Annotated in this window: 22 protein-coding genes; 3 read left to right on the top strand and 19 right to left on the bottom strand. The window is 29.7% G+C overall.

Annotated features, from left to right (window positions below; genetic code table 11):
• Positions 1 to 25: 25 nt before the first annotated feature.
• Positions 26 to 805: an XRE family transcriptional regulator gene (locus BTO07_RS16430; protein WP_087522316.1), complete on the top strand. Its 780-nt coding sequence runs from the start codon at positions 26 to 28 to the stop codon at positions 803 to 805.
• Here BTO07_RS16430 and BTO07_RS16425 read toward each other — a convergent pair.
• From BTO07_RS16425 to BTO07_RS16375, 11 genes are all read right to left on the bottom strand, one after another.
• Positions 802 to 1,512 carry an SOS response-associated peptidase gene (locus tag BTO07_RS16425; protein WP_087522314.1) on the bottom strand — a complete coding sequence of 237 codons (711 nt, stop codon included), beginning with the start codon at positions 1,510 to 1,512 and terminating at the stop codon, positions 802 to 804. The two genes, BTO07_RS16430 and BTO07_RS16425, sit on opposite strands and share 4 nt — an antisense overlap.
• A gap of 228 nt (positions 1,513 to 1,740) precedes the next feature.
• Entirely contained in the window at positions 1,741 to 2,934 is a 1,194-nt protein-coding gene (locus tag BTO07_RS16420) for a primase-helicase family protein (protein ID WP_087522312.1), read from the bottom strand.
• Positions 2,935 to 2,936: 2 nt separating this feature from the next.
• Complete coding sequence (locus BTO07_RS16415) at positions 2,937 to 3,263, bottom strand: hypothetical protein (protein ID WP_087522311.1); 327 nt, start codon at positions 3,261 to 3,263, stop codon at positions 2,937 to 2,939.
• Between the two features lies 1 nt (position 3,264).
• Complete coding sequence (locus BTO07_RS16410) at positions 3,265 to 3,558, bottom strand: helix-turn-helix domain-containing protein (protein WP_087522309.1); 294 nt, start codon at positions 3,556 to 3,558, stop codon at positions 3,265 to 3,267.
• 204 nt (positions 3,559 to 3,762) lie between these two features.
• A complete protein-coding gene (locus BTO07_RS16405) occupies positions 3,763 to 4,956 on the bottom strand; it encodes a hypothetical protein (protein ID WP_087522308.1) in 1,194 nt (397 codons plus the stop codon).
• A gap of 5 nt (positions 4,957 to 4,961) precedes the next feature.
• A complete protein-coding gene (locus tag BTO07_RS16400; protein WP_087522306.1) occupies positions 4,962 to 6,215 on the bottom strand; it encodes a tyrosine-type recombinase/integrase in 1,254 nt (417 codons plus the stop codon).
• A 274-nt stretch (positions 6,216 to 6,489) separates the two neighbouring features.
• Complete coding sequence (locus tag BTO07_RS16395; protein WP_087522304.1) at positions 6,490 to 7,290, bottom strand: alpha/beta hydrolase; 801 nt, start codon at positions 7,288 to 7,290, stop codon at positions 6,490 to 6,492.
• Between the two features lies 1 nt (position 7,291).
• A complete protein-coding gene (locus BTO07_RS16390) occupies positions 7,292 to 8,404 on the bottom strand; it encodes a Zn-dependent alcohol dehydrogenase (protein WP_087522302.1) in 1,113 nt (370 codons plus the stop codon).
• A gap of 13 nt (positions 8,405 to 8,417) precedes the next feature.
• On the bottom strand, positions 8,418 to 9,659 hold the full coding sequence (locus BTO07_RS16385; RefSeq protein ID WP_087522298.1) for an NAD(P)/FAD-dependent oxidoreductase: 1,242 nt from the start codon (positions 9,657 to 9,659) through the stop codon (positions 8,418 to 8,420).
• A gap of 5 nt (positions 9,660 to 9,664) precedes the next feature.
• Positions 9,665 to 9,973 carry a 2Fe-2S iron-sulfur cluster-binding protein gene (locus tag BTO07_RS16380; RefSeq protein WP_087522295.1) on the bottom strand — a complete coding sequence of 103 codons (309 nt, stop codon included), beginning with the start codon at positions 9,971 to 9,973 and terminating at the stop codon, positions 9,665 to 9,667.
• 4 nt (positions 9,974 to 9,977) lie between these two features.
• Positions 9,978 to 11,132, bottom strand: coding sequence for a cytochrome P450 (locus BTO07_RS16375; protein ID WP_087522293.1), 1,155 nt, complete (start codon positions 11,130 to 11,132; stop codon positions 9,978 to 9,980).
• A gap of 140 nt (positions 11,133 to 11,272) precedes the next feature.
• Between BTO07_RS16375 and BTO07_RS16370 the strand changes: the two genes are divergently transcribed.
• Entirely contained in the window at positions 11,273 to 12,109 is an 837-nt protein-coding gene (locus tag BTO07_RS16370) for an AraC family transcriptional regulator (protein WP_087522291.1), read from the top strand.
• 115 nt (positions 12,110 to 12,224) lie between these two features.
• Here BTO07_RS16370 and BTO07_RS16365 read toward each other — a convergent pair whose 3' ends face one another.
• Genes BTO07_RS16365 through BTO07_RS16355 form a run of 3 tightly spaced genes read right to left on the bottom strand, consistent with a single transcriptional unit; the run spans position 12,225 to position 15,555 of the window.
• Positions 12,225 to 13,079, bottom strand: coding sequence for a class II fructose-bisphosphate aldolase (locus BTO07_RS16365; RefSeq protein WP_087522289.1), 855 nt, complete (start codon positions 13,077 to 13,079; stop codon positions 12,225 to 12,227).
• 11 nt (positions 13,080 to 13,090) lie between these two features.
• On the bottom strand, positions 13,091 to 14,647 hold the full coding sequence (locus BTO07_RS16360) for an L-fucose/L-arabinose isomerase family protein (RefSeq protein WP_087522287.1): 1,557 nt from the start codon (positions 14,645 to 14,647) through the stop codon (positions 13,091 to 13,093).
• Complete coding sequence (locus BTO07_RS16355) at positions 14,644 to 15,555, bottom strand: carbohydrate kinase family protein (protein WP_087522285.1); 912 nt, start codon at positions 15,553 to 15,555, stop codon at positions 14,644 to 14,646. Before BTO07_RS16355 ends, BTO07_RS16360 begins: the two co-directional genes overlap by 4 nt.
• A gap of 148 nt (positions 15,556 to 15,703) precedes the next feature.
• Between BTO07_RS16355 and BTO07_RS16350 the strand changes: the two genes are divergently transcribed.
• Positions 15,704 to 16,546, top strand: a complete 843-nt coding sequence (locus BTO07_RS16350; RefSeq protein ID WP_157663365.1) for an AraC family transcriptional regulator — start codon at positions 15,704 to 15,706, stop codon at positions 16,544 to 16,546.
• A 152-nt stretch (positions 16,547 to 16,698) separates the two neighbouring features.
• Here the strand turns inward: BTO07_RS16350 and BTO07_RS16345 are convergent, their stop codons facing one another.
• From BTO07_RS16345 to BTO07_RS16325, 5 genes are all read right to left on the bottom strand, one after another.
• Entirely contained in the window at positions 16,699 to 17,751 is a 1,053-nt protein-coding gene (locus BTO07_RS16345; RefSeq protein WP_087522281.1) for a sugar phosphate isomerase/epimerase family protein, read from the bottom strand.
• Positions 17,752 to 17,753: 2 nt separating this feature from the next.
• Positions 17,754 to 18,902, bottom strand: coding sequence for a Gfo/Idh/MocA family protein (locus BTO07_RS16340; protein WP_232457058.1), 1,149 nt, complete (start codon positions 18,900 to 18,902; stop codon positions 17,754 to 17,756).
• Between the two features lie 3 nt (positions 18,903 to 18,905).
• Positions 18,906 to 20,072 carry an MFS transporter gene (locus tag BTO07_RS16335; protein ID WP_087522277.1) on the bottom strand — a complete coding sequence of 389 codons (1,167 nt, stop codon included), beginning with the start codon at positions 20,070 to 20,072 and terminating at the stop codon, positions 18,906 to 18,908.
• A gap of 155 nt (positions 20,073 to 20,227) precedes the next feature.
• Positions 20,228 to 22,324, bottom strand: a complete 2,097-nt coding sequence (locus BTO07_RS16330) for a glycoside hydrolase family 97 protein (protein ID WP_087522275.1) — start codon at positions 22,322 to 22,324, stop codon at positions 20,228 to 20,230.
• 11 nt (positions 22,325 to 22,335) lie between these two features.
• Entirely contained in the window at positions 22,336 to 25,596 is a 3,261-nt protein-coding gene (locus BTO07_RS16325) for a glycoside hydrolase family 2 TIM barrel-domain containing protein (RefSeq protein ID WP_087522272.1), read from the bottom strand.
• Positions 25,597 to 25,612: the final 16 nt, after the last annotated feature.

Here is a 25,612-nt window from a genome sequence, read left to right as displayed (position 1 = left end):
AATCATTGCTTATATTTGTAGTATTATGAAAATTATATCAAAAAACATTAAACACTTAAGGACATTAAAAAAAATTTCTCAAGAAGGTTTAGCAGAAGAATTGAAGGTAACTAGATCTCGTATTGGTTCTTACGAAGAAAGTCGTTCTTCACCTACACTAGAGTTTTTACTAGACCTATCTGATTACTTTAAAATACCTGTTGATATTCTATTGAGAAATGATTTAACAAAAACAAAAGACACATCATTTATACAAATAGGAGAGAAGAGAGTTTTATTCCCTATAACTGTTAATGAACACAATGAAAACTTGATTGAAGTTGTTTCTGCAAAAGTATCTGCAGGTTATTTACTAGGGTATAATGATCCAGAATATATAGAACAATTAGAGAAAATTAAATTGCCTTTTTTACCAACAGGAAAACACAGAGCATTCCCCATAAAAGGAGACTCTATGTTGCCTATGAAAGATGATTCTTATGTAGTTGCAGAATTTGTAGAAGACATAGTAGATGTTAAAAACGGAACTTCTTACATTATCGTTACTAGAAATGATGGAATGACGTACAAACGAGTATATAATCAAATTGAAGAGAAGGGGAGTTTACTCTTAAAACCAGATAACAGAGAATATCAATCTTATGAAGTTCCTATTTCTGAAGTTTTAGAACTATGGAAATTTACATGTAGCATAAACACGCAAGAATATGATGAACATGAGTTGAAATTAAGTAGTATTATACAAATGTTTAATGGACTTGGTATTGAGTTAAAACAATTAGAAAAATCTCTAAGAGCGAATTAAAATAACGTGTTTAATTCTGGGTAATAATAAGGTCTTAAAATATCTATTGTATTACTTTCTATTCTGCTATTTGTAACGTTTTTAGAAACAGTATAAGCCTCAAATTCTTTAGAGGTAAAACCTGTATTTATAATTTCGTTAATACTGCTTTTAGAAAAGGATGGATTTAACCATTCTTTTTCAAATGATTTATCTAATATTATTGGCATTCTTTCTTTAGAATTATGAATTTCAGCCATAAAAGGATTTGCTTTTTTAGTAATAATAGAACAGGAAAAAGCACCGTTATTGTGCTGATTATAAATTCCTGCAAAAGCAAAAGGTTCCTGGTCTTTAAGTCGGATATAATGAGGGTATTTGTTCTTGCCAATATGCTTACTTTCAAAAAAACCATCTGCCAAAATCAAACACCTTCTATTTGCAATTGGTTCTTTCCAAAGATTGCTAGTAAACAACGTTTCACTTTTAGCATTTAAAGTATTGAATCGCTTTTTAAAACTATCTGAGTTTTCTAGGTTTTCTGGAAGTAATCCCCATTTTGCAGATTTGATTACATAATTTTCTTGTTGAGGTATTATATAAACAGGACGATTATCAAATCCATTTAAATGATAGTTTGGTTCATAAACAATATCATTTTTGAATTTTGCATCAAAAAAATCTTCTAGTTTTCTAGCTGATTTAGTATTTGAAATATGATAACACATTTATTCTATTATATATAATTACTAACAAACCAAATTTAAGAAATTAAATCTTATAGATTTTTGTTGTGTTGTTGATTTAGGATTGAAATAGCAACAAACACAATAGCTTACAAAGAAAACAAACATTCAACAACCTATCAACAGTCTAATTTATTTAACTGTTGATAGGTTGTTGAACTCTTGTTACTCATCTAAACTCCTTTATTCATTATTATTAGCTGCAATACATCAACAATCAACAGTATCTTCAATAAAATCCTTTTTTGCAAACTCGAAGTACCTTCCTTTTTTAGTTTCAGAATCTACAATAGTTTTATGACTTAAATTTAATGAAAGAAAATATCTTTGATAACTTCCATTAATTGGTTCTAAATCATAATCAACTTTTAAACTATTTGACACCTTAAATCTTGTTGTTCTAATACTCCCTTTTATTAGTTTTTCTAATAAATCTGAAGCTGTATATTTCAAAACATTAACTTCATAAGTAATAAAATCTTCAATTAAAATTTCTTTAATTTCTTGGCTCAAATAAGTTTTATTTCCTTTGATTACTTTATCTAATGCAGGAGTGTAAATCTGCTGCTTTGTAAACCACATTCTTGTTGTTCTTTTTGTTTTAACTTTCCGTGTGTTTAGAAAATATAAAAACTGTGGAATTTCATTATGTAACTTTTTAAGCATATCAACATCTTCTTTTCCGAAAGAATTCACTTTAATTACCCAATACCTTATTTCTTTTTCGTCAATCTGAATAAAGTTCTCTTCATTATTGGAACATAAAATGAATTTTCCAAAGAAGTTTGTTTCAATTTTATCTTTTCCTTTAGATTCAGTTTTATAGGTATTCGCAGTAGAAAGATTTTTTATTCGCTCACTGTCTTCTCTTCGATCTAAAAGTACTTCATCTATAGAAATAATTAATTTTGAAGCCCAATCACTGTTAAATCGACTTCTAAAATCTTCATTTTTATTGATTGTCATATTCCCTTGAAACATCTGTTTTAACCAATTTAAAAAAGATGTTTTTCCAGTATTTCTAGAATCACTAACCAAACATAAAATAGGTAATATTTGAGTTGGTTTCGTCCAAAGTACGGTTAGGTAGTCTAAACCTAACTCATACTGTTCTCCAAAAATATGTCTTAAAAACTCTTCCGTTTTAGGGAACTCTCCTTCTGTTAATTGATGTTCTATCTTTTCATACTCATTATAAAAAGAATTAATTTCTTGTTTATAATTTTGATGATCTGGAATTGTTACAAACCCATCATACTTTTTTATGGTTTGTAAAAAATCTTTCCCATGATCTGTAATTATCTCTCCTTTAGACCATTTTCTCAAAGTTTTTACGCTGTCACCACTAAGTAACGGAACATTACAGGTTTTATAGTAATCTGTTGAAATTCTGACGTATTCCATAACTACGATGTTTTGACTAGTTTACCTGTTATATAACCTAAACTACCATTTGCATTCCAAGTAAGCCTGATATTAACACTTCCCATATTCTTGTCATTGCTAAATAACCTATCAGTTTCATTCTGAACTTGTATCCATTCAAATCTGGGGTTTTCATTTATAAGTATTCTTAACTTCTCATTTTCAGCTTGATAATGGGTTAAAGTTCTATAAAGTGAATGATCTGTTATTCTATCTTTTTTTAATCGTTCTAAATCAGATTGTTGTCTATCAAGAAGGGTTAAAGAGTTTTTAGTAAGACTATTGTCTTTTGCGTTATAATCTTCCATCTTATCTACGATATTTTAAAGATTTAACTTCTTTTAGAGAATTCTCTAAACTTTCTAAATTGATTACAATTCTTCTACCAATCTTTGACGCTTGGATTTTTCCACTCTTGACATAATTTCGAATAGTAAGTTCGGTAACATTAAGCATTTTGGCTGCTTCTTTTACTGTTACATTTTTCTTCTGTGGATTTAATTTCTTGTTAATTAAATCTTTTAATGGATTCATTCTTCTTGCTATTGAAGAATCTATCATTTCCGCCAACTCTTCATGAGTTGTTATAATTATATTTTTCATTATTTTACTATTAAATTAATAATAGATTAAGGCCTTAATCTTTATGGTAAAATTAATAGCGGAAAGAGTAAAAACAGTAAAGGGGATTTAAAGGAAAGTTATTGCATTAAAAAAAAAAAAAAAAACATAAGGTGCTGATATATAGTTTTCTAATTGTTTTTTAGGTTGATACATTAAAAGGAAAAATGAAGAATGAAGATTTTTTTATACTTTATTATATATATTTTCAATGTTTTTATGTAATTCATTAATAATATTTATCTTTTCTTGGTTGGGAAAGTTCTGTGAACTGTCCCAAATTTTTCCATCATAAAAAGATTTATTAATATTTTGCCCTTCAATAGTGATTTTTTTTGATAACCATTTAAAATAATCATTAGATATAGACGAAACAAAAAACTCTTTAAGTATAAATAGAAGGTACCCAGTTTCTCCTTTATTAATAATTTTAATATTTAAATTAATAACATCTTTACTTTCTGTTGTCATCGTATACGTAAAAAAGCTCCAGTTAAAATCAATATAGTAATAATCAAATAAAAATTTATAAAACACCTTTAGTGCTGGAAAATTATCTCCCCAAACCGTATTGTCAAATTGAATTACATATAATGGTTCTCTTTTTATATTATAGTTAAATAGATAATCTTTCTCTTTTTTTAATAATTTTATATCAAATAAACTATCTTTTAATTCCTCTTTAGATTTTATATAATCTGAATTCAATTCAAATAATTCGTTACTAAGGTTTTTAATTTTTTCTCTACCTTCTTGATTAATTTTTTTATGATATTTATCTCTTATCTCATTTATTTCGGTTTGCTTATCTAAAACCTCTTTAGAACTGGCTTCTTGTTCTTTTCTTAAAGTTTCTAACAAAAGAAAAGTGTCAATCTCGAAATTTTCAATTGAAGGCAATTTTATTGTATTGTTTATATCATTATTAAAATAGTCAATTATATTTACACATAATAAATAAAGTATTTCATTTTTTTTATAATTATAGACTTCTTCTATAATTTCTTTATTGAAATCTTCAAATTCAAAAAATATATCTTTTTTAAAAATTGTAAAAAATAGAAGCATGACTTTTGCTGTTTTTTCTGAATCACCAACATCCATCCTTCTTAACAAGCTACCGTAAGATTTATGTAAAATTGAATAATCGGAAGTTTTAGATTTTAAAAAATTAGCTTTCCTTTCAATTATTAACTTATATAATTGGTTCAGGTCATTTTCTTTCTTAATTATTTCTATTGCATTTTGGTTTTCTTTTTCCGCATCAACTATAGCTAATTTCAAACTTCTTTCTATAGATTGACCTAAAATATTTACTTGTTGTAAATCAAGTTTATCAATCAAACCATTCCATTGTGACTGAATATTTCTTTTTCCCATAATTTCTATGAATTAGGTATTTTAAAACCAAAAGTATCATCAACAGCTTCTTTTACATCTTCATTCGTTACCTGATAATATTGATTTAAAGTCTTCATATCTCTGTGCCCTGATATTTCAGCTATTAATTTATCAGATTTTCCATTTTTTTTCATCAATGTTATAAAGGTTCTGCGAGCAGTGTGACTCGAAATTCTTTTATAAAAAGGAATCTCTTCTCTAATAACTTCTTTTCCCTTAGTTGATGCTTTTATAACATTATGTTTATATCCCGCCTCTTCAAATACTTCTTTAATATAGTCGTTATGTTTTTGATTAGCTATTAATGGTAACACATAATTATATTTTTCTAAAATATACATAGCAATAGCACTCAAAGGTATTTCACGCACTTTTTTACCAGAACTTTTTTCTTCTTTTAAAATTAATGTTTTTCCATTAATTGTATTCTCCGAAACAAATTTTAATTCTCCAAATCTTAAACCAGTAACGCAAGAAAAAATAAAAACATCTTTTACACGTTCCAATTTTTTAGATTTCATTTCTATGGAAAGTAAAGTCTCCAGATCTTCTTTTGTTAATGCTATTTGGTTCGTAATTACCTTTGGCTTCTTTTTGAAATTGATAAAATCTGCTTTATAGGTATGCCCATTTTTTAAAGCCCAAAAAAGAAACGTTTTTAACAACCCAACATTTCTCGAAAAAGTATTATTAATATGTCCTTTATTGGTCATACAATAATCGGTAAACTCAGTATAAAACTTTTGAGTAATAGTATCAAAAGTTAATTTATACTTTTTTGCTTTTTCAAACTCTTCTAAATGAGTTTTAATATTATGATATCGTTTAATTGTAGCAAGAGACCATTCTTTATTTTTTTGTTTAAAAGCCATGAACTCATCATAGGCTTCATAAAACTTATTCTTACCTAAAGAAACTCTTTTAAACTCTTTATCAAACTCCTTTCTGACTTGATCAATAGTAATTTCACGATCTGTATTCTTATAAAGCTCCGTTATTGAAACAAATAAGCTAGAATATCTATCTAATTGCCTTTTTATAGTTCTATGACTATCAGCTTTAGAAGTTCTACCATTTAAGTTATTTGGTTGTCTATTTTCAAAATCCCATTCTTTGGGATGAATTGTTTCTCCTGTAGAATAAACAAACTTCTTCCCTTCTTTTTTAAAATAGGCTTTTAAATAAATTAAAGTAGCTCCATCCTTATTCTTATCCTTTAGATTAAATGTACATCTCATAATTTAATAGGTGTCAATTTAGGTGTCAGTAAAGGTAACATTTAAGGAATAAACCATCATAAATTTAATGATATAATTTTTACAAATCCATTGTTTACAATAGACACAACAAGGCTTAAGACATAACAAGGTAAAATAGGTGCAATACTCGGCGTCTCCACAAATTAAAAACCTCAACTAATAATATTAATTAGTTGAGGTTTTTTTTATTTAAGTTTTAGTGAGTAATTATAAATTTTAATAAAAGTGATTTAATATCTTACAAAACTCATGCTTATAAATTTTGATTAAAAAACTCAAAAGTTTTTTCTAAATTATCTATCCAATAAGACCATTCATGTCCTCCTTTAAATTCTTCATAGATATGAGGAATATTCTCTTTTAAAAGTTCTTGGTGAAGTAATTGATTTGCAGAAAGTAAATCATCATTTATACCACAATCAAATCGAAATGGAGGTAATTTTTCCTTTTTTCCTTTTAATATTTCTATCACATTTGCAGTAGTGCTTTCTTTAAGATATTCTTCCAATGGCTCTTCTACAAACAACTGAATTTGCTCTAATTTAGTAATAGAACTATGACCAGAAATTGCCTTAAATTTATCTGGAAACCTTCCTCCTAAAGATAATGCTCCATAGCCACCCATTGAAAGACCTCCAATACAGGTTGAAGTTGAATTCTTTGCTTCAGGAATATTTTCTTTTACTGCGGTAATAACATCTTCTACAATCCAATTATCAAATTGCTTTTTATGATGTGAAAAATATGCAGAACCATCGCCCCACAAACCATCAGAAGGCATTGCAATAATTGCAGGTTTAATGGTTTTAGATTCCATCATTTTTTTTGCAGTTTTATGAGCACCACCTTTCATTGCCCAAATCCAAGCGCTACCATAAACTCCGTGTAATAAAATATAAATTGGAAGATTATTAATGCCTTCATCAACTTCCGGAACATACAAACAGATGTCTCCTCTTCCTTTTAAATTTGCTGTTTTTACAGTTAAAAAACGAAGTCCTTGAGCTTCGAATTCACTATCTGAAAGTTCTATGGTTCTAAAACTACTTTTCATTCTAAAAAATTATAACGCCTTTTGCATTTTTACCAGTTAACATATCATCAAAAGCTTGTTGTAAGTTTTCTATTGGATATGTTTTGGTAATCATTTCATCTAATAATAGTTCTCCTTTTTCATACAGATTTACCAATTTAGGGAAATCAATTTGTGGTCTACATTTCCCATATAATGGATTGATATAAATTTTATCCCATTCAAACAAACTCATATCAATGGTTATTTCTTCTTCAATACCACTTACTTGAACAGCTGTTCCTGCATTTCTTATCATTGCCAAAGGAGCTGCTCCTAAAGCAGGAATTGCAGTACATTCAAAAGCATAATCTGCACCTCTACCATCAGTCATTTCCTTCACTTTTTCCGAAGCAAGTAATAAACCAACATCATTTTTATCAGCCAAAATTGTATGTGTTGCTCCAAATTGTTTTGCCATTTCTAATCTCTCAGGATTTATATCAATAGCAATAATTTTTGCTGCACCAGATATTTTTGCTCCTTGAATTGCATTTAACCCAACACCACCAGTTCCTAAAACGACAGCAGAAGTACCCGCTTTTAATTGTGCCGAATTTACTACAGAACCATAACCAGTCATTACTCCACAACTAATAATACTTGCAGAAGGCATAGACATATTACTTTCGAGTTTTACACAAGCAGATTCTTTTACCAATGCATATTCTGCAATTGTACCAATATTAAAACTTCTTTCTATAGGATTATTATTCCATTTAGAACCTTCTAAATGTGCGTGCCCAGGAGTATATCCATTTCCTCCAGCAGTTACAGGAGAATTATTTTCACAAATATGTTGATTTCCTTCTTGGCATTGAAAGCATTTCATACAAGGAGTTGCCCAATTTAAAATAACTTTATCACCAACTTTAAAATCGGTAACTTCTTTACCTATTTTTTCAATGATTCCTGCACCTTCGTGTCCTAAAACAATTGGTTTTCCCCAAGTTAAAGAATCGTGATCTGTATGACACAAACCAGCTGCTTTTATTTTTACGATGACTTCATCTTTTTTTGGATCTTCAATAATTATTGTATCTATAATAAAAGAACCATCTCCTTTTGCAATTGCAGATTTAGATTTTATGCTCATAATTTTTAATTTTTTATAAAAAACTTGTTGGTTTCATAGGAATTGAGATGTCAACTAATTTTTTTTTGTCTATTTTTTGATTTCCTTTAATAAAACGGGTTCCAAGAACATACGCTTTTCCATTATTAATTGCATCTACAGCTAATAATTCTTCACCTTTAAAATACCATACAGAAAAACTTTTGTTTTCCATATCTTCCTTTCTAACAAGAACTTCGTTATAACCGTTTGATAAACCAACCATTTGTAATTTTACATCATATTGATCTGACCAAAACCAAGGAATTGTATCATAAACAACCTCTTTCCCACAAATAGTTGCTGCTGCAACTTTACTTTGATCTACTGCATTTTGAACAGATTCTAAACGATTAAAACATTTGTAATGAGGATTGTAATGAGATGTACAATCGCCTATTGATAAAATATTTTTATCATTGGTTTGTGTAAACTCATTTACTTTTATTCCATTTTCAATATCTAATTCTGCAGATGCAGCCAATTCTGTATTTACACGAATACCTACACCAATAATAATTACATCTGCTTCAAAAGAAGAATTATCATCGCAGTTAACAACATTATAATTTCCATCATTTTTAATAGAAACAACATTCTTTTGAGTTAAAATTTCTACATCATTTTTTTTATGTAAATCCATAAAAAAGGCTGACATAATAGGAGCAGTAACTCTTGCTAAAACTCTACTTTCTCTTTCTAAAACAGTTACAGTTGCACCAATTTTTTTAAGAGAAGCTGCTGTTTCTAACCCAATATAACCACCACCAATAATAACAACTCGTTTTTTTTCTGATGTATCAATCGCGTTTTTAATCTCGATTGCATCATTTGCAGTTCTCATTGGAAATAAGTTAGTCGCATTTTGGATTCCTTTAATAGGTGGTATAAAAGGTCTTGCGCCTGTAGCAATTACTAACTTATTATATTTTTGATCACCTTCACCTTCAATAGAAATCGTTTGTTGATCTCTGTTAATTGAAGTTACGGTTTTACCTAATTTTAAAGAAATAGTATCTTTTTGATAACTTTCTAACGGTTTTAAAAGATTGCTATTTAAATCGCCATCAACTATATAAGATTTTGATAAAGGCGGTCTGTGATAAGGTGTGTTAGGATCTGTATCATAGATTACAACTTCTCCTTGCCAACCTTCTTTTCTTAGATTGAAAGCTAAATTTACACCTCCATGACTAGCACCAATAATAACACAAGTTTGATTTGCAGTTTCTGACATCAAAATTATTTAGCAACTTTAAAAATAACACCGTCTAAATCTTCACTTACTTGTAATTGACAAGAAAGGCGACTGTATTCATTTGTTAAATCATCAAATTCTAACATATCATTTTCTAACTCACTAGCTTCACCTGTTTTTGCAACACTATCGGGTGCAACATATACATGACATGTTGCGCAAGAACATACGCCACCACAATCACCATCAATTCCTTTAATGTTATTATTTACAGCTAATTCCATTACAGAACCAGAAGTTCCTTCAACAGTTACTGATTCGTTATCACTTGTTATAAATGTTATTTTTGCCATTTCTTTATTTATTAAATTTTACTGTTAAAGAATCAAAACCTATTTTTCTTTCAAAATTGTCTAAATTCTCAATATTTTCTTTTGCTTCTAAAACTTCTATAGACGTTACTTCTTTAGATAAAATTGAAAGTAATATTCTTAGTATTTGACGCGCATGCGTTGCTCCTAAACAATTATGATGACTGAATCCGAAACCAACATGAGGATTTATTTTTCTGTCTAGAACTACTTCATTCGGGTTTTCAAAAACTTTTTCATCCCTATTTGCAGATGCCCAACATAATGAAATTCTTGTATCTGCTTTTACAGCGTGTTCACAAACGTGTGTATCTTCAGTTACAACTCTTCCCATTTGTGTTAATGGAGAAAAATAACGCACCAATTCTTCAACAGCATTGTTAATCATTTCTGGCTTTTCCTTTATTATTTCTAATGATTTAGGATGTTCAGCAAAATAAGAAATAGAATTAGTTACTGCGTTAATTACAGTATCTCTTCCTCCTGAAAAAGTTAGAATTATTACACCTTTTACTTCCTCTTTTGTTAATTTTTTTCCATTAACTTCTGAAGCTAGTAACATAGAATATAAGTCTTCACTAGGGTTTTCTATGGCTCTATCAATTTCCTTATCTATATAATCGTATAATATATTTGCTTTACCAGCATCTAAGTCTGAATCTTCGCTTCTAAAAACATGTGTTCCCCAAGAGATCCAAAGATCAGCATCTGAATAAGGTGTGTTTAACAAATAAGTTAAAGCACGAGATTGAAGCGGTAATGAAAATTCACTAACAATTTCTATAGAGTTACTGTTTAACGCTTTTGCTACAACTCCTTCAATTATTTTTGTTAATCCATTTTGATAATCAGCTTCTAATGGTCTTTTAAACCAAGGATCTACAATATCTCTAAATGTCTTATGCATTGGAGGATCTACTTCAAAAGGAATTTGCCTTGTGTCTCTAATGTTTACTTCAGATGGAATAACTATTCTTCCTGGTTCTGCACCAGATTGAAAAGTTTTCCAATTATGAGCACATTTCCTCACTTCTTTATGACGTAAGACCATTGTTACAGGATCATTTTGGTCATTCATTTTACCAATTCCTTTTTCTTGTCTTGCTTCTTCAAAAGCGTCAGAAAATTCACTTGCTTTCATATGTATTGTTGTTGGTTTTTATAAAGTGCTCAAAGATTAAAAAAATTATAAATCATAAAATATCTTATTCCTACAATAAAGTACACTATATTGTTTTATATTTAATTAATCTTAAGTTTTTATAAACATAATAGACAATAATGAAGCCTAAGTTTGAAAAAGTCCCATTAAATAATCAGAAGTCTATTATTGCTTTTCGGTATTCAGAAAGTAGTTTTGATGCACCTTGGCATTTTCATCCTCAACACGAACTTACATTTATAGAAAAAAGTAAAGGCACAAAATTTATTGGAGATTATGTTGGTCCCTTTGATGAAGAAGAATTGGTTTTAGTTAGATCTAATGTACCTCATTGTTGGAAAAATAGCGTTTTAACAGACTCTGAATGTTCATCTATAGTTATTCAATGGAATAAGGGAATTTATGCAAGAGTACCTGAAATGGAACTTGTTTTTAAAATGTTAAAATCAGCATCAAAAGGAATTATTTTTAGCAAGAAAGATACTAGAGAAGTTTTTTTGTTGATAAAAGAATTATTAAAGTTAGATGGTACTCAATTATACTTAAAACTTCAGAATTTATTAGTTATTCTTTCTGGTTTTGAATATTATCAACTTTCGGAAAAGAACTTTATAGATGATTTACCTTCTGAATTTAGTTCTAGAATTCGAAAAATTCACAATTATGTAGAAAATAATTACCAGAAAAAAATAAAACTATCAGAAATGGCAAATTTGGTAAATATGTCTGAACAATCCTTTTCTCGTTTTTTTAGCAAAATAATGGGAAGACCTTTTTTTACTTTTCTAAATGAGTATAGAATTAATTTAGCAAAGAGAATGCTTATGGATACAGATTGGTCTGTAAGAGAAATTTGTTTTGCTTGTGGTTACGAATCTGTTCCTTTTTTTCATAGACAGTTTAAAAAATTTGGAGACAATACACCTTCATCTTATAGAAATAAACATCTAAAGTAAAAAAGTATATCCGTAATTGATTTCTTTAAAATAAATTACTTTTTTACTGAGTAAAAAAAAGATAGTTATGATTTTATCATAACTATCTTTTAAAATCTTTAAGAAGTACTTTATTTTATACTAAAACACTATTCTTAAAATTAACCGCATTTAAACGATCTAAAACTACATCTTTAATTTTAGGAATTACATTTTTCATTAAGTATGGAGGATAAGCTGAATCTATATCTTTACCCATTTCTTTGTACATCTCTTTCATATAAGTAGTATGTACAATAGTTCCAACATTTAATTTTGCAACCCCCATTCTAATCGCTTTTTGAATATCTTCATCTGCAATTCCTGTACCTCCATGTAAAACTAATGGTGCTTCAATGGCAGCTGCTATCTCTGATAATCTATCAAAATGAATTTTTGGAGTTGTTGGTGTAAAGCCATGAGCTGTACCAATACCAACTGCCATAATATGAGGGTTTGCTTCTTCCATAATAGCTTTAACATCTGCTACACTTGCTAAAAAATCATCATCAGATTTAATAATAACATCTCTTCCCATAATTTTTCCAATTTCAGCTTCCACTAAAACTCCTGCAGATTCTGCATACCTTACAACTTCTTTTGTCATTGCAATATTCTCTTTCAAACTTTTTTGAGAACCATCTATCATTACAGAATCATAACCATCATCTATTGCCCTTTTACACATATCTACAGAAACACTATGATCTAAGTGAAGATAGATTGGTTGTTTTGTAAATGGCTGAATTCCTTCCACCATTTTTTTACATAAATAACTAGTGTTAAGTTCAACAACAGGAGGATATGTCATTACCATTACTGGGCAATTAGCTTCTTCTGCAGCCATTGCAACTGCTTGAGTGTCGTAAATGTCGTTTACATTAAAACCTATTAAACATTTTTGAGCTGCTCTATAATCTTTTACAAGTTGTATTAAATTTTGTTTTTCCATTTTTATATTTCTTAGTAGTTTAAGTTTTTTTGAATGCTTCTTCCTGTTGTTCCTGGTTTTACAAATTCAAGATTTTCTATGTTTGACCAATGATTAAATTCTTTTAAATCTTCTTGTATATGTCCTCTTCCAATAATCCAATGGTGATCTAAACCATTACTCAAAATTGTACCAACTACAGAAGATGCTTCAACGTTATTTGGAATTACTTCTCCATAAGCACCTCTAAACCTTAGAGGAGAATCTATAATTTCCCCTTCAAAAGATAGCATACTTGATGCGTGCGGATATTGATACTTAGCGATTGTGATTTCTCCTTTTTCTAATAAAAATTCTAACAACATTCCATAAGATTGTTCTTCATCATAATTATCTAAAATACTATGATTTCTAACTTCAAAACCGGTTCCTTTTCTCATTAATTTTGTAGAAGATCCTCCACAATGCCACATTCCTAATTTGTTTTCTTTGGCATCTAGAATTGATAAGTCTGTAAGTGTAGGTAATGAATTTCCGTTGCTAATTTCATTCATGGTAACCATCGTTATTAAAGCTCCCATATCAGACTCATCAGCTACAGGAATACCTAAATCTTGAACTAATGCTCCTGCTCCATCACCTGCAATTTGATAATTGTCAAACAATTCTGGCCAATTTTTTAGAGCTACACCAATATATTCTCCTTTACGCGTATAATCTGCAATTGCTAAACTAAAACGTACCGAAAGATAGAGTTCTCTATCATTTACTCCTTGAAACTTGCATTGATCAGAATTGATTAATTTTTGGACAATAAAATCAATATCTTCTTTCTTAAACTTATCTCCGTGTTTCCAAACTGTTTCAATATCTACTCTGTCTACAGATAAACCAAAATGTTTAGCGATAGACATTTCATTTAACTCACAATCGTAAAAACCTGGAACTCTCATACCACCAATCATTAAAATTGAAGCATGATGCATTCTTTTTTTTGCGCTTACAACTCTCACAAATTTATCTAGAACTGTATCTAATTGTTTTGATTTAGGTCTGTCTAAAACCCAAGAATATTTAACTTCTAGAGAGTTTAATATATTTAATAAAAAATTCTGTCCACATAATCTATTCGCAGTCAACCTACCACCTGTAACCTCATCATGAGACCAACTTAATAAAGGTGTTTTCTGCTCTAATAACCAGTTTCCTAAAGCTAAAGCTAAATCTCCAGCAATGTAAGAAGCTTGATAAATGATTAAACCACTCATTCCTTCTGAATGATATTTGTTGAGCACTTTTAGAAGATCTTGTTTAGTTTGTACAGGCTCATTTTCTGTTAATAATTGATTGTTAGAACCAATAACACTTTTAGTTTGATCAATAGCTTCTTTGTATGATTCTTTCGCTTTTTCCCAATCAAAATGTAATTCAAACCCAATACCAATTAAACCAATTTTTACATCTTCTTTTTCAGGAGAATTTTCAATTAGTTTTTCCATGTCATCAGATACAATTCCTTTTCTAAATAAAATATCGATGTTTGGGTTTAATGAATCAAGCGTTTGTTTTTCTAATATGTTCGATATCATAATACCATATGTTTTTTAATTAATTTTTCTATTTCTTTTTTTGATGGAAAGTAACTTCTTCCTCCAAAATGAGTTGCAATAATTGATGCGTAAGCTGAAGCAAATTCCATACTATCTTCCAAGTTTTTACCTTCTAAAAAAGCAATTGCATAAGCTGCATGATAAGCATCACCACAACCTGTTGTATCTACTACTTTGGTTAAAAATGCTGGTTGATAAACAATTTCATCATTTTTAAGAGCCCAACTTCCATTTGCGCCATCAGTAATAATTAGTTGTCCGTTAGTTAAAAGTTGTAAACTTTTTAAACAAGCTTCAGCATTTTGTAAACCACTTAATAATTGTGCTCCTTCTAATGGCATAATTATGTGATTTCCTAATGAAATCATTTCCTTTAAAAGATTTACGTCACCAGCTTCAATATCTAAAACAGAAGGAATGTTGTGTTTTTTTGCTAATTTTAGTAATTCTAAATTGCCATGAATATCATATCCATCAACAAATAATAGTTTGCTGTTTTTTATCCAATCTTCTTTAATATCTACTTTTTCTAAAGGACTATAATTGTTCGTTGAATAAAAGACTGTTCGGTCTCCGTTTTCAGCATCGATTTCTACAATTGCAATTGCAGGTTGAAAACCATCTTTTTGTAATAAAAGAGAAGTATCTACATCACATTTTTTTAGTTCTTCATCAGCAATTATGCTAAGTGTATTATTGTCTTTATAACCAACAAATTTTGTTTTTAAACCCCATTTAGCAATAAAACAAGCACCATTTCCTGCAGGAGCACCTCCTTGAACCATTATTTTGGATACTTCTTGTTTTGCACCTTTATTTATTTTTTTCGGAATTTCTGCAAGTATATCAACTACTATCATTCCTGAAACTAAAACATCAAACTTCATCTTTTAATTTTAAATTAGTTCATCATTTTTGATGGTATAAAATTAGTTCAGAAAACCAGTTGGTGTTAAATACCTTTTTTGCAAAAACATGTACTATTTTTCCATAAAACTGATATTATATTCTTATTATTGTGTATTTTTATATATAATGAAAGCAATATTAGAACTTATAGACTCGTCTTTAAATCAATCCTTTAACTACCAGGTCTATGAAAGAAAAGAGTTTGAAACTCCTTGGCATTATCATCCTGAATGGGAATTAACATTTATAGCGGAAAGTATTGGTATTAGAAGTGTTGGTAATTCTATACAAGCGTATAAACCTGGAGAATTAGTATTAGTAGGACCTAACTTACCTCATTGTTGGAAAACAAACAAAACCACCAAAAGACTTGCAAAATCAGTCGTAATTCAATTTAAAAAAGATTTATTAGGAGTTGGTTGGATGGAAAAGAATGAGTTTTTATCAGTAAAAAAGATGCTTCAAAAAAGTAATTTTGGATTAATTTTTAATGAATTAACTGCTCTTGATATTGGTAAAAAAATGGTTCTAATGAAAGAAATGTCACCAACTTTAAGATTAATCGAATTTATAAAATTACTACATGAATTATCGTTAGCAGAAAATGAAGTACTAAGTTTAGGAACAAGTTTTAATGTGAATTCATTAGTTTCGGATAGAGTTCATAAAATAATAGATTTTGTAGAAAAAAATTATCAAAATAAGATTGATTCTTCTCAATTAGGAGAGTTAGTGTTTATGACACCTGTTTCATTTTCAAAATTTTTTAAGAAAACATTTAATAAAACATTTACATCTTATTTAAATGAATATAGAGTTAGTAAAGCTTGCGAATTATTAAAAGAAGCAGATATATCTGTTGAGCAAATTGCTTTTGAAACAGGTTACCCAAATCTTTCATTTTTTCATAGACAGTTTAAATTGTTTACAAAAAGAACCCCTGCTCAATATAGAATTATTGGTCAATAATAAAATATTTTTAATACTTTAAAAGCGATAAGAACACCCAATTATATTAACATATAATCGCAATCAACTCAATAAGTGAAGCAAAAAAACCTTACCATAAATAATAAGGATTTTTATTTTCTGCAGTCAAAAATGTTAGTATATAGAATTATCTATAATCCTAAAATATTTTTCAACTGATTTTCATCAATAGTTCCTCCTGCAAAGTCATCAAAACTCTTTTGAGTAACATCAATTATATGTTTTTGAATAAATGGAGCACCTTCTTTTGCGCCTTGTTCTGGAGATTTTATACAACATTCCCACTCCATAACAGCCCAAACATCACAATCGTATTTAGTTAGTTTAGAAAAAATACTTTTAAAATCTACTTGTCCATCGCCTAAAGATCTAAACCTACCTGCCCTGTCTTGCCAATCTTGATAACCTCCATAAACGCCAGTTTTACCTGATGAATTGAATTCAGCATCTTTTACATGAAACATTTTTATATGTTCATGGTAATAATCTATGTATTTTAAATAATCTAGTTGTTGTAATACAAAATGACTTGGGTCGTATAAAATATTTACTCTTTTATGATTTCCTGTCGCTTTTAAAAAACGTTCAAAAGTTACACCATCGTGTAAATCTTCTCCTGGATGAATTTCGTAACAAACATCCACTCCGTTTTCATCAAAAGTATTCAAAATTGGCAACCAACGTTTTGCTAATTCTTTAAACCCCATTTCGACCAAACCTTTTGGTGATTGTGGCCAAGGATACATTGTGTGCCACATTAATGAACCAGAAAATGTACCATGAACTGTTAAGCCAAAGTTTTTACTTGCAATTGCGCAATTTTTTAATTGCTGAACTGCCCATTCCGTTCTTTTCTTTGGATTGTTTTTACAGTTATCTGGTGCAAAACCATCAAACATTTTATCGTATGCAGGATTTACAGCTACTAATTGACCTTGTAAATGAGAGGCGATTTCTGTAACTTCTAATCCGTAAGAATTTACTATTCCTTTAATTTCATCACAATACGTTTTACTTTCTGCAGCTTTATCAATATCTATAATTCTTTTATCCCAAGCGGGAAGTTGTACTCCTTTATAACCTAAACTTGCAAACCATTTACATAATGAATCTAAGGTGTTAAATGGTGCTTCATCTCCAGCAAATTGTGCTAAAAAAACAGCTGGTCCTTTTATTTTTTTCATAACTATTTAAATTTTGTCCAAGTTGAATTGTTCTTATCACTTTCTACAGCAGCATATATAAACTGCATTCCTCTAACTCCGTCTTTAACAGTCGGATAATCTGGTTTTTCAATATTTTTACCTTCTAAAACAGCCATTAAATGTGTAGCAAAATTTTTGTAAATAGTTGCAAATGCTTCTAAATATCCTTCTGGATGACCAGCAGGGATTCTAGATACATTTAATGCTTCAGGATATAAATCATTACCATTTGGCGTAAATACCTTTAAAGGCTGCTCTAACCAACGTGAGATTAATTGATTTGGATTTTCTTGCTGCCATTCTAAACTTCCTTTATCACCATAAATTTTTATGGCTAAATTATTTTCTTCGCCTAAAGCAATTTGAGATATAGACATTGTTCCTTTTGCACCATTTTCCATTCTTAATAAAAGATTTCCATCATCATCTAAAACTCTATCATCACCAAAAACGCCTAAATCCGCTGCAATTTCATCAATTTTTAAACCTGTAATATATTCGACTAAATTTTCTGCGTGCGTACCAATATCTCCTAATGCACCACCAATTCCAGAACGTTTAGGATCTATTCTCCATGACGCTTGTTTATGCCCTGTTTTTTCTACAGAAGTAGATAACCATCCTTGTAAATATTGTACTTGAATTTTTCTAATATTTCCTAAATCTCCATTGAAAACCATAGATTTCGCTTGCTTTACCATTGAATACCCTGTGTAATTATGGGTTAAAGCAAATAATTTACCAGATCGTTCCACTATCATTTCAAGTTCAACAGCTTCTTCTATAGTTAATGTCATTGGTTTATCGCAAACCACATTAAAACCATTTTCTAAAGCTAATTTTGCAGGCTCAAAATGCATATGATTAGGAGTAACTATAGACACAAAATCCATTCTTTCTGCTTCTGGAAGTAATTTTTCAGCAAAAATCATCTCTTCAAAACTACTATAAGATCTATTATCAGAAAGAAATAATTCTTTTCCCGATTTTATTGATTTTTCTGCATCGCTACTAAAAGCACCACAAACTAAATCGATCATTCCATCTATAGCAGCAGCTTTTCTATGCACATCTCCAATAAATGAACCAATTCCACCACCAATCATTCCCATTTTCAATCTTCTTCCCATAAGTTATTCTGTTTTTGATTTCTTATTCATATATATATTTAAACCTATAAAAGCGAGAATAAGTATTGCTGGTAAAATAGACATTGTTCTTAAAGCTTCATTAACACCTTCACTATCCATTAAACTTCCCATTATAGGTAAAACTAAAGATACAGAAAACATACCTGCTCCACCCATAATAGACAACCCTAAAGCACCTGTTTCTGGTAAATATTCTGCAACAAAACCTAACATTGTTGGCCAGAAAAAAGTGACTCCTATCGCAAAAATTGTTGCTGCAACAAAAACCATTCCTCCAGAAGTTATTGTTAGTAACCACAAGCCAGTAAAAGTAAAAATTGCAGAAAAAAGTAACATTCCTGCTGGTTTTAATTTATGAATTGCACCTCCTGCAAATAATCTTCCTAAAGCCATTATTCCATTAATAAAAGCCAAAACCAATAAAGGAACTGCTACTGTTTCTTTTAAAAGTGATTCTATTCTCTGAGTAGTTCCTAATTCTGAAGCTGCAGTTAAAAACATGCAAAAAACCATAAAAAGAAATAACGGTTTACCAATACTAGAAAACATTTTTTTATTACTAATTCCTAATTTTACTCTTTCTGTAACTGGAAACTTCTGCCCGAAAAACAATCCTCCATAAATTAATACGGGAATAAATAATGTAGCAACCATTGCTTGCCAAGGAAGATATAAGACATCCATAACAAACCAACCAATAATTGAACCTATTACAATTCCTCCAGGGAACCAAACATGAAAACGATTCAGCATTTTTGTTTTTTCTTTAGAATACATAGAGGTTACTAAAGGATTTAAAGCTGCTTCTACAAATCCGTTTCCAATACCTACAAATAATGTCGCTATAAATAAAGAAGTCATAGAATCTGCTAAAATTGTTAATACAATTCCTATTGCATGAGTAACAAAAGCTATCCAAGTAATTTTTTTAATTCCTAAAAAATCTACTAATGGCCCACCAATTATCATTGCAATTGTAAAACCGAAAAATGCCGGTGCAAATGCATACCCAATTTGTTCTAAAGATAAACCAACTCCTTCTTCACCAAAGACAGATTCTAATCTTGCTCTTATTGCAAAAGTCATTGCTGTTGTTATTAAAGCCAAACAACTAGCTAAAAATAATCTGTCTTTATTTATATTTTCCATACACACTTAATTTCTGGTTAGTTAACAGTGTCAAGATATTAACATAAGACCAAACATACTAAAACATATGGTTGATTATCTTGTACTTTTTACATCAAAAAAAGACCTTTCAATATAAAACTGAAAGGTCTAGAAATAATTTATACGGTTTAAAGTTACCTTTTTACTTTAAATTCAATAGCTTGACCACCTCCTTTTGCTAAGATAATTTTTAAAGAATCTTTAGAAGTTACTTCTTTCTTTGTAATTTCAAATGCTTCAGGGTTTGTTTCCCAATCTGTCTCTTTTGCATCAGCATAAATGGTAGCTTCATACGTTTTCCCGTCTTTTAAAAAGGATAAATCTACATTAAAATCTCTTGCATTTTCATCAGAAATAGATCCTAAATACCAGTTATCTGTTCCTCTTTCTTTACGAGCAACTGTGTAATAATCTCCAATTTTACTATTTAAAACTTTGCTTTCAGACCAGTTTGTTGGTACATCTTTTATAAATTGAAAAGCGGCATTTCCTTCGTAATTTTCAGGCAAATCTGCTGCCATTTGTATAGGGCTGTACATTGTTAAAAAGTATGCCAATTGCTTACAAAGTGTAGAACGAACTCTAAATTTGTCATCACTCCAACTTTTAGCAGGTAAAATCATTTTAAAAATACCAGGAGTATAATCCACTGGACCTCCTAATAATCTTGTAAAAGGCAACACAACACCATGTTCTGGAGAATTACCTTTACTCCAAGCATTGTATTCTTGACCTCTAGCACCTTCTCTAGCCATTAAATTTGGATAAGTTCTTTGTTCTCCTGTAAATTTAATTGGTTCGTGATTTACAATTAATAAGCCATATTCAGCAGCTTTTTGTGCCATTTTTTTATAATGACGTACCATATATTGCCCATGATGATGTTGTCTATATGTTTTCTTTTTTGTGTCGTAATTTACATCACCTGTATAACCAACTTTTACCGTTTTAATACCTAAATCTTTACACATTTGATATAAAGAATCCATTGCTGGTTCATAATGATCTATATCTGAAATTGTTTCATGATACATCATCATTCTAACTCCTTTTTTCTTTCCATAATCAGACACTTCTTGAATATTAAAATCATCTGTTGATGTTTTCCAATCAAAAATCCCATATCCAGTCCAAGAACCTTCCATGTCATCCCATCCTTTATCCCATCCTTCAATTAAAACATCAGGAATACCGTGCTTTGCAGCAAAATCTATGTGATACTTTGCATTTTCTGTATTTGCTCCATGAGGTCTCGTAATTGGTCTACCAAATTGAGTTTTTTCTGCCCAAGCAGATTTACCAATATGTAATTCCCACCAAATACCAATGTATTTATACGTTTCTATAAAACTTGTATCTTCATAAGCACAAGGAGGATTTAGATTCATTAAAATATCTGATTCTACTAATTCTCCAGCATTTTCACCAATTTGAATCGTTCTCCAAGGAGATTGAAAAGGAGTTGAAGCTCTCACTAAATCTCCATTTAACCAAGGCGTTAAGTTTGCTTTAAACTTATATCCATCTAAAGTATTTAACAAATTCATACCAGCATAATCTGTTAAATCTGCTTCGTGAATACTTATAACTAAATGATCGTTAACCTCAATTGTAGTTGGCGTATTTGCCATATTTGCTCTTTCTTCTTTGTCTGGTCTTCTTTCAAATTTTATTGAATCTCCAACTTGACTAAGTGGCGAATTATAATATACTTTTTCGTAATTATCATAATCAGCAAAATTCCACCAAGCTTTGTAATCATCTTTAAAGTTGAATTCTGTTAACTCATCAATTATAACAAAGTCTGTTAATTTTTCTTGCTTCGGAAAAACATATCTAAATGCTACACCATCATCAAAAGATTTAGCAATAACATCTATTAAAACACCAGATTCTTTTTGCTTTAAATGAAGCGTTAATTGGTTGTAATTATCTTTTACAACTTCTCTTTGACCCCAAATTGTTTTCCATTCAGAACTAACTGAAGTCGATTCTGATGAAAGAATTTCAAAGTTATTTTTTAAAGATTGCTTTTTTAATTCAAATCCTAATGCTGAAGGTTGTACAAATTGTAAATCTTTATTTGAAACAGCATAAAATAACTGGCCATCTTTACTTAAAGAAAATTCAACTTTGTTATCTGAATTAGGTGAAGTAACTTTTGTTTCTAATTTAGCTGAATTACAGCTAAATAAGAAACCTATTAACAATAAACTAAATAATTTATTCATTATTTTTAATTTTAAAACTTAATTTTTTCTGGTTTTGGAGTAGATGCAAATGGAACTAAGTAGAAAGAATACTTATAACTACCTGGTTTTATTAAATACTCATCATGAGGATGCGCACTTGGAGACCAAGTATCATCACCACCAACACCTTGTTGAATTAAATCTACTTGAACACTTAAAATAGTACGCTCTTTTAACTCATTTAAATGATTTGCTTCTTGAAGATTATAAATACTATATGGTAAAACACTAAAACTTAAATCTTGTGCTCCTTTAACCAAAACACCTTTAGATCTGTTATTTTTAAGTTGAAACCATCTTGTTTCTGTATGATTCCCGAATTCTTCAGGATATGCATACATATAACTCATTGTTTTTGCGTTACCAGAAAATAAACCAACATGTGCTCCTGAGTTTCTGTCTGAATAGTTTGGTTGAGGTCCTCTACCATAATAAGATAATTTATTATAAGAGTTAACAACGTCAAACTGCATTCCTATTCTAGGAACATTTGGTGCGCTTTTGTCAATATTTATTGAGTAATCTACCTTCACTTCTCCACTTCCTAAGATTGTATAGGTAAGATTTACTGAAGCTTTTGGATTCTCTAAGTTTCCTTTTGTTGAAATTACAATTTTCCCTTTTTCGTTAAATTCAACAGAAACCTTTTCAGCTTTAAATCTGTCTTCTGCATGCATCCAATCTAATTCTTTTGTCAACCTCATTGCTTTTCTATAAGCTTCATCATTTTCAGTTTCTGCTCTCCAGAAATTCAATTTTAAAGGTGATGACAAAACATTTACTCCATTTGATTTATATGAAGAAATATAACCTGTCTTTTTATCAACTTTTAAATGAACTTTACTGTTTGAAACTACAATTTCAGTGTCATTTTCCTTTAAATTCAATTTTCTATTACTAGAAATAAGTTTAACAGCATCTAAGTTGTTTTTTAAACTAAACTGTTCTTCGAAAACGACATAATCTTTGTTTTCCCAAAGCTCATTTTGCTTTAAGACACCTTTAATGTTTATAAAGTATTCTGAGCCAGAACCGTTTTTAAGCTTCTTATAATTAACCTTAAAGTTTTCTGTTTGATATGGTTTTGTGTCTAAAGAATTAATATTTCCATTCTGAACCACTTTACCGTTTAAAAGAATTTCCCAAGTTAAATTGTATTTTGATAAATCTGAAGCGTGATGTCTGTTTAGAATTTCAAATTCTCCAGAATCAACATTAATTGCAGAAATAACAACTGGTTGATTTACTTTTTTACATTCGAAAGTTGCAGGTTTAGCAGTTCTATCTGAAGCAATTATTCCGTTTAAACAAAAAGTTCCGTCATTTGGTGTATCTCCAAAATCTCCTCCATAAGCCAAATATTCTTTACCATCTTTGTCTTTTCTCAAGATTCCTTGATCAATCCAATCCCAAATATAACCTCCTAGAGCTCTGTCATTTTTATGAATAACATCCCAATATTCTTTCATATTACCTGTTGAATTACCCATTGAATGCGCATATTCACATAAAACTACTGGACGATTATCAAAACTGGTATCATTTATTAAAGCTTGTAAATCATTTGGACTGTTATACATTCTACTTAACATATCTACCCAATTTGGATCTGTTGGATTACCTGAATCTTGTGTGAATGATTTTTTCTTATACCTTTTATCTGTTGGAACTCCTTGTGCTCCTTCATAATGAACATATCTTGTTGGGTCAAATTCTTTAATCCAACCTGCCATTGCTGCATGATTTGGACCTTTTCCAGATTCATTTCCTAAACTCCAAATTACAATACTAGGATGATTTTTATCACGTTCAACCATTCTAATTGCACGTTCTAAATAAGCACTTCCCCATGTTGGCACGTTAGAAAGATGACCTCTAACACCATGTGTTTCTAGGTTTGCTTCATCCATAACATACAAACCATATTTATCGCATAAATCATAAAAATAAGGATCGTTTGGATAATGAGATGTTCTTACAGCATTAAAATTAAATTGTTTCATCAACCTAACATCTTCCTCCATATCTGCTCTAGATAAGGTTTTTCCGTTTGTTTGATGATGATCATGGCGATTTACACCAATCATTTTAACAGGATTCCCATTTACCAAGAACCTTCCTCTATCATCAATCTTAACCTCTCTAAAACCAACCTTTGTACTTGTATGTTGTATAGACTCTCCTTTATCATTTTTAACTTCTAAAGTTAAAGTATATAAATAAGGCACATCTGCAGACCATTTTTTAGGGTTTTTAACTTTCGTTTCAATTAAAGCAAAAGCAACATTATCTCTTTGAGGATAAAACTCCCCTACAATTTTACTGAATTTTGTTTTTGTGTTTTCTCCAACTTCATTTCCTTCAGCATCAAAAAGTGTAGTGATTAATGACCAATCATCTACAACAGTTTTTAAATTTGTGTTTCCAAATTCACCAACGTTAGCAATATATTTCTTAGGAAGATTAATTTCTATTTCTGGTCTAATCTGTAATAAACCATCTGTATAATTTTCATCTAAATCTGTTCTTACATTAAAATCTGCAATTCTAACTTTAGGAACCGATTGTAAATATACTTCACGCTCAATTCCACTTAACCTCCAATGATCTTGCGCTTCCATATAACTCCCGTCAGACCATCTGTATACTTTTACAGCTATTTTATTATCGCCTTCTTTTAAAAGTTTTGTGATATCAAATTCTGATGGTAATCTTGTATCTTCACTATAACCAACAAACTCGCCATTTACCCAAACATAATAAGCAGAAGAAACACCACCAAAATGTAAAATTACATCTCTACCTGTCCAAGAGTCATCAACTTTAAAAGCCTTAATATAATGACCTACAGGATTATCGTTATGATTGATGTATGGAAAATCGTTAAAAAACGGATATGTTGAGTTTGTATAAATTGCCTTACCATAACCTCTCATTTCCCAGTTAGAAGGCACATCTATTTTATCCCAATTAGCACTATTGAAATCTTCTTTTTGAAAATCATTTGAAGCATCAGCAGGTTTTGCAACAAACTTAAATTGCCAATCTCCGTTTAAAGTTTTGTAATACTTTGTATTTTCTCTATCTCCTAAAACTGCTTGTTCAGTATTTTCAAAAGAGTAAAAAGTAGCTCTTGCAGGCAATTTATTAATTTGATTTACACTTGGGTTTTCCCAATCATTTTGTTGAGAAAAAACAAACTGAGTTGAAATTAAAACTAATACAAGTAATATTCTTTTTTTTATTTCCATAATTTATTTAATGGGG

It is taken from the genome of Polaribacter sp. SA4-12 (assembly GCF_002163675.1).
GTDB lineage: Bacteria > Bacteroidota > Bacteroidia > Flavobacteriales > Flavobacteriaceae > Polaribacter.
This window is presented reverse-complemented; position numbering and strand designations above follow the sequence as displayed.

Excerpts from the sequence above, each read along its gene's own strand:
- BTO07_RS16430 (WP_087522316.1), top strand. The coding sequence starts at position 26 with ATGAAAATTATATCAAAAAACATTAAACACTTAAGGACATTAAAAAAA.
- BTO07_RS16425 (WP_087522314.1), bottom strand. The coding sequence starts at position 1,512 with ATGTGTTATCATATTTCAAATACTAAATCAGCTAGAAAACTAGAAGAT.
- BTO07_RS16420 (WP_087522312.1), bottom strand. The coding sequence starts at position 2,934 with ATGGAATACGTCAGAATTTCAACAGATTACTATAAAACCTGTAATGTT.
- BTO07_RS16415 (WP_087522311.1), bottom strand. The coding sequence starts at position 3,263 with ATGGAAGATTATAACGCAAAAGACAATAGTCTTACTAAAAACTCTTTA.
- BTO07_RS16410 (WP_087522309.1), bottom strand. The coding sequence starts at position 3,558 with ATGAAAAATATAATTATAACAACTCATGAAGAGTTGGCGGAAATGATA.
- BTO07_RS16405 (WP_087522308.1), bottom strand. The coding sequence starts at position 4,956 with ATGGGAAAAAGAAATATTCAGTCACAATGGAATGGTTTGATTGATAAA.
- BTO07_RS16400 (WP_087522306.1), bottom strand. The coding sequence starts at position 6,215 with ATGAGATGTACATTTAATCTAAAGGATAAGAATAAGGATGGAGCTACT.
- BTO07_RS16395 (WP_087522304.1), bottom strand. The coding sequence starts at position 7,290 with ATGAAAAGTAGTTTTAGAACCATAGAACTTTCAGATAGTGAATTCGAA.
- BTO07_RS16390 (WP_087522302.1), bottom strand. The coding sequence starts at position 8,404 with ATGAGCATAAAATCTAAATCTGCAATTGCAAAAGGAGATGGTTCTTTT.
- BTO07_RS16385 (WP_087522298.1), bottom strand. The coding sequence starts at position 9,659 with ATGTCAGAAACTGCAAATCAAACTTGTGTTATTATTGGTGCTAGTCAT.
- BTO07_RS16380 (WP_087522295.1), bottom strand. The coding sequence starts at position 9,973 with ATGGCAAAAATAACATTTATAACAAGTGATAACGAATCAGTAACTGTT.
- BTO07_RS16375 (WP_087522293.1), bottom strand. The coding sequence starts at position 11,132 with ATGAAAGCAAGTGAATTTTCTGACGCTTTTGAAGAAGCAAGACAAGAA.
- BTO07_RS16370 (WP_087522291.1), top strand. The coding sequence starts at position 11,273 with ATGAAGCCTAAGTTTGAAAAAGTCCCATTAAATAATCAGAAGTCTATT.
- BTO07_RS16365 (WP_087522289.1), bottom strand. The coding sequence starts at position 13,079 with ATGGAAAAACAAAATTTAATACAACTTGTAAAAGATTATAGAGCAGCT.
- BTO07_RS16360 (WP_087522287.1), bottom strand. The coding sequence starts at position 14,647 with ATGATATCGAACATATTAGAAAAACAAACGCTTGATTCATTAAACCCA.
- BTO07_RS16355 (WP_087522285.1), bottom strand. The coding sequence starts at position 15,555 with ATGAAGTTTGATGTTTTAGTTTCAGGAATGATAGTAGTTGATATACTT.
- BTO07_RS16350 (WP_157663365.1), top strand. The coding sequence starts at position 15,704 with ATGAAAGCAATATTAGAACTTATAGACTCGTCTTTAAATCAATCCTTT.
- BTO07_RS16345 (WP_087522281.1), bottom strand. The coding sequence starts at position 17,751 with ATGAAAAAAATAAAAGGACCAGCTGTTTTTTTAGCACAATTTGCTGGA.
- BTO07_RS16340 (WP_232457058.1), bottom strand. The coding sequence starts at position 18,902 with ATGGGAAGAAGATTGAAAATGGGAATGATTGGTGGTGGAATTGGTTCA.
- BTO07_RS16335 (WP_087522277.1), bottom strand. The coding sequence starts at position 20,072 with ATGGAAAATATAAATAAAGACAGATTATTTTTAGCTAGTTGTTTGGCT.
- BTO07_RS16330 (WP_087522275.1), bottom strand. The coding sequence starts at position 22,324 with ATGAATAAATTATTTAGTTTATTGTTAATAGGTTTCTTATTTAGCTGT.
- BTO07_RS16325 (WP_087522272.1), bottom strand. The coding sequence starts at position 25,596 with ATGGAAATAAAAAAAAGAATATTACTTGTATTAGTTTTAATTTCAACT.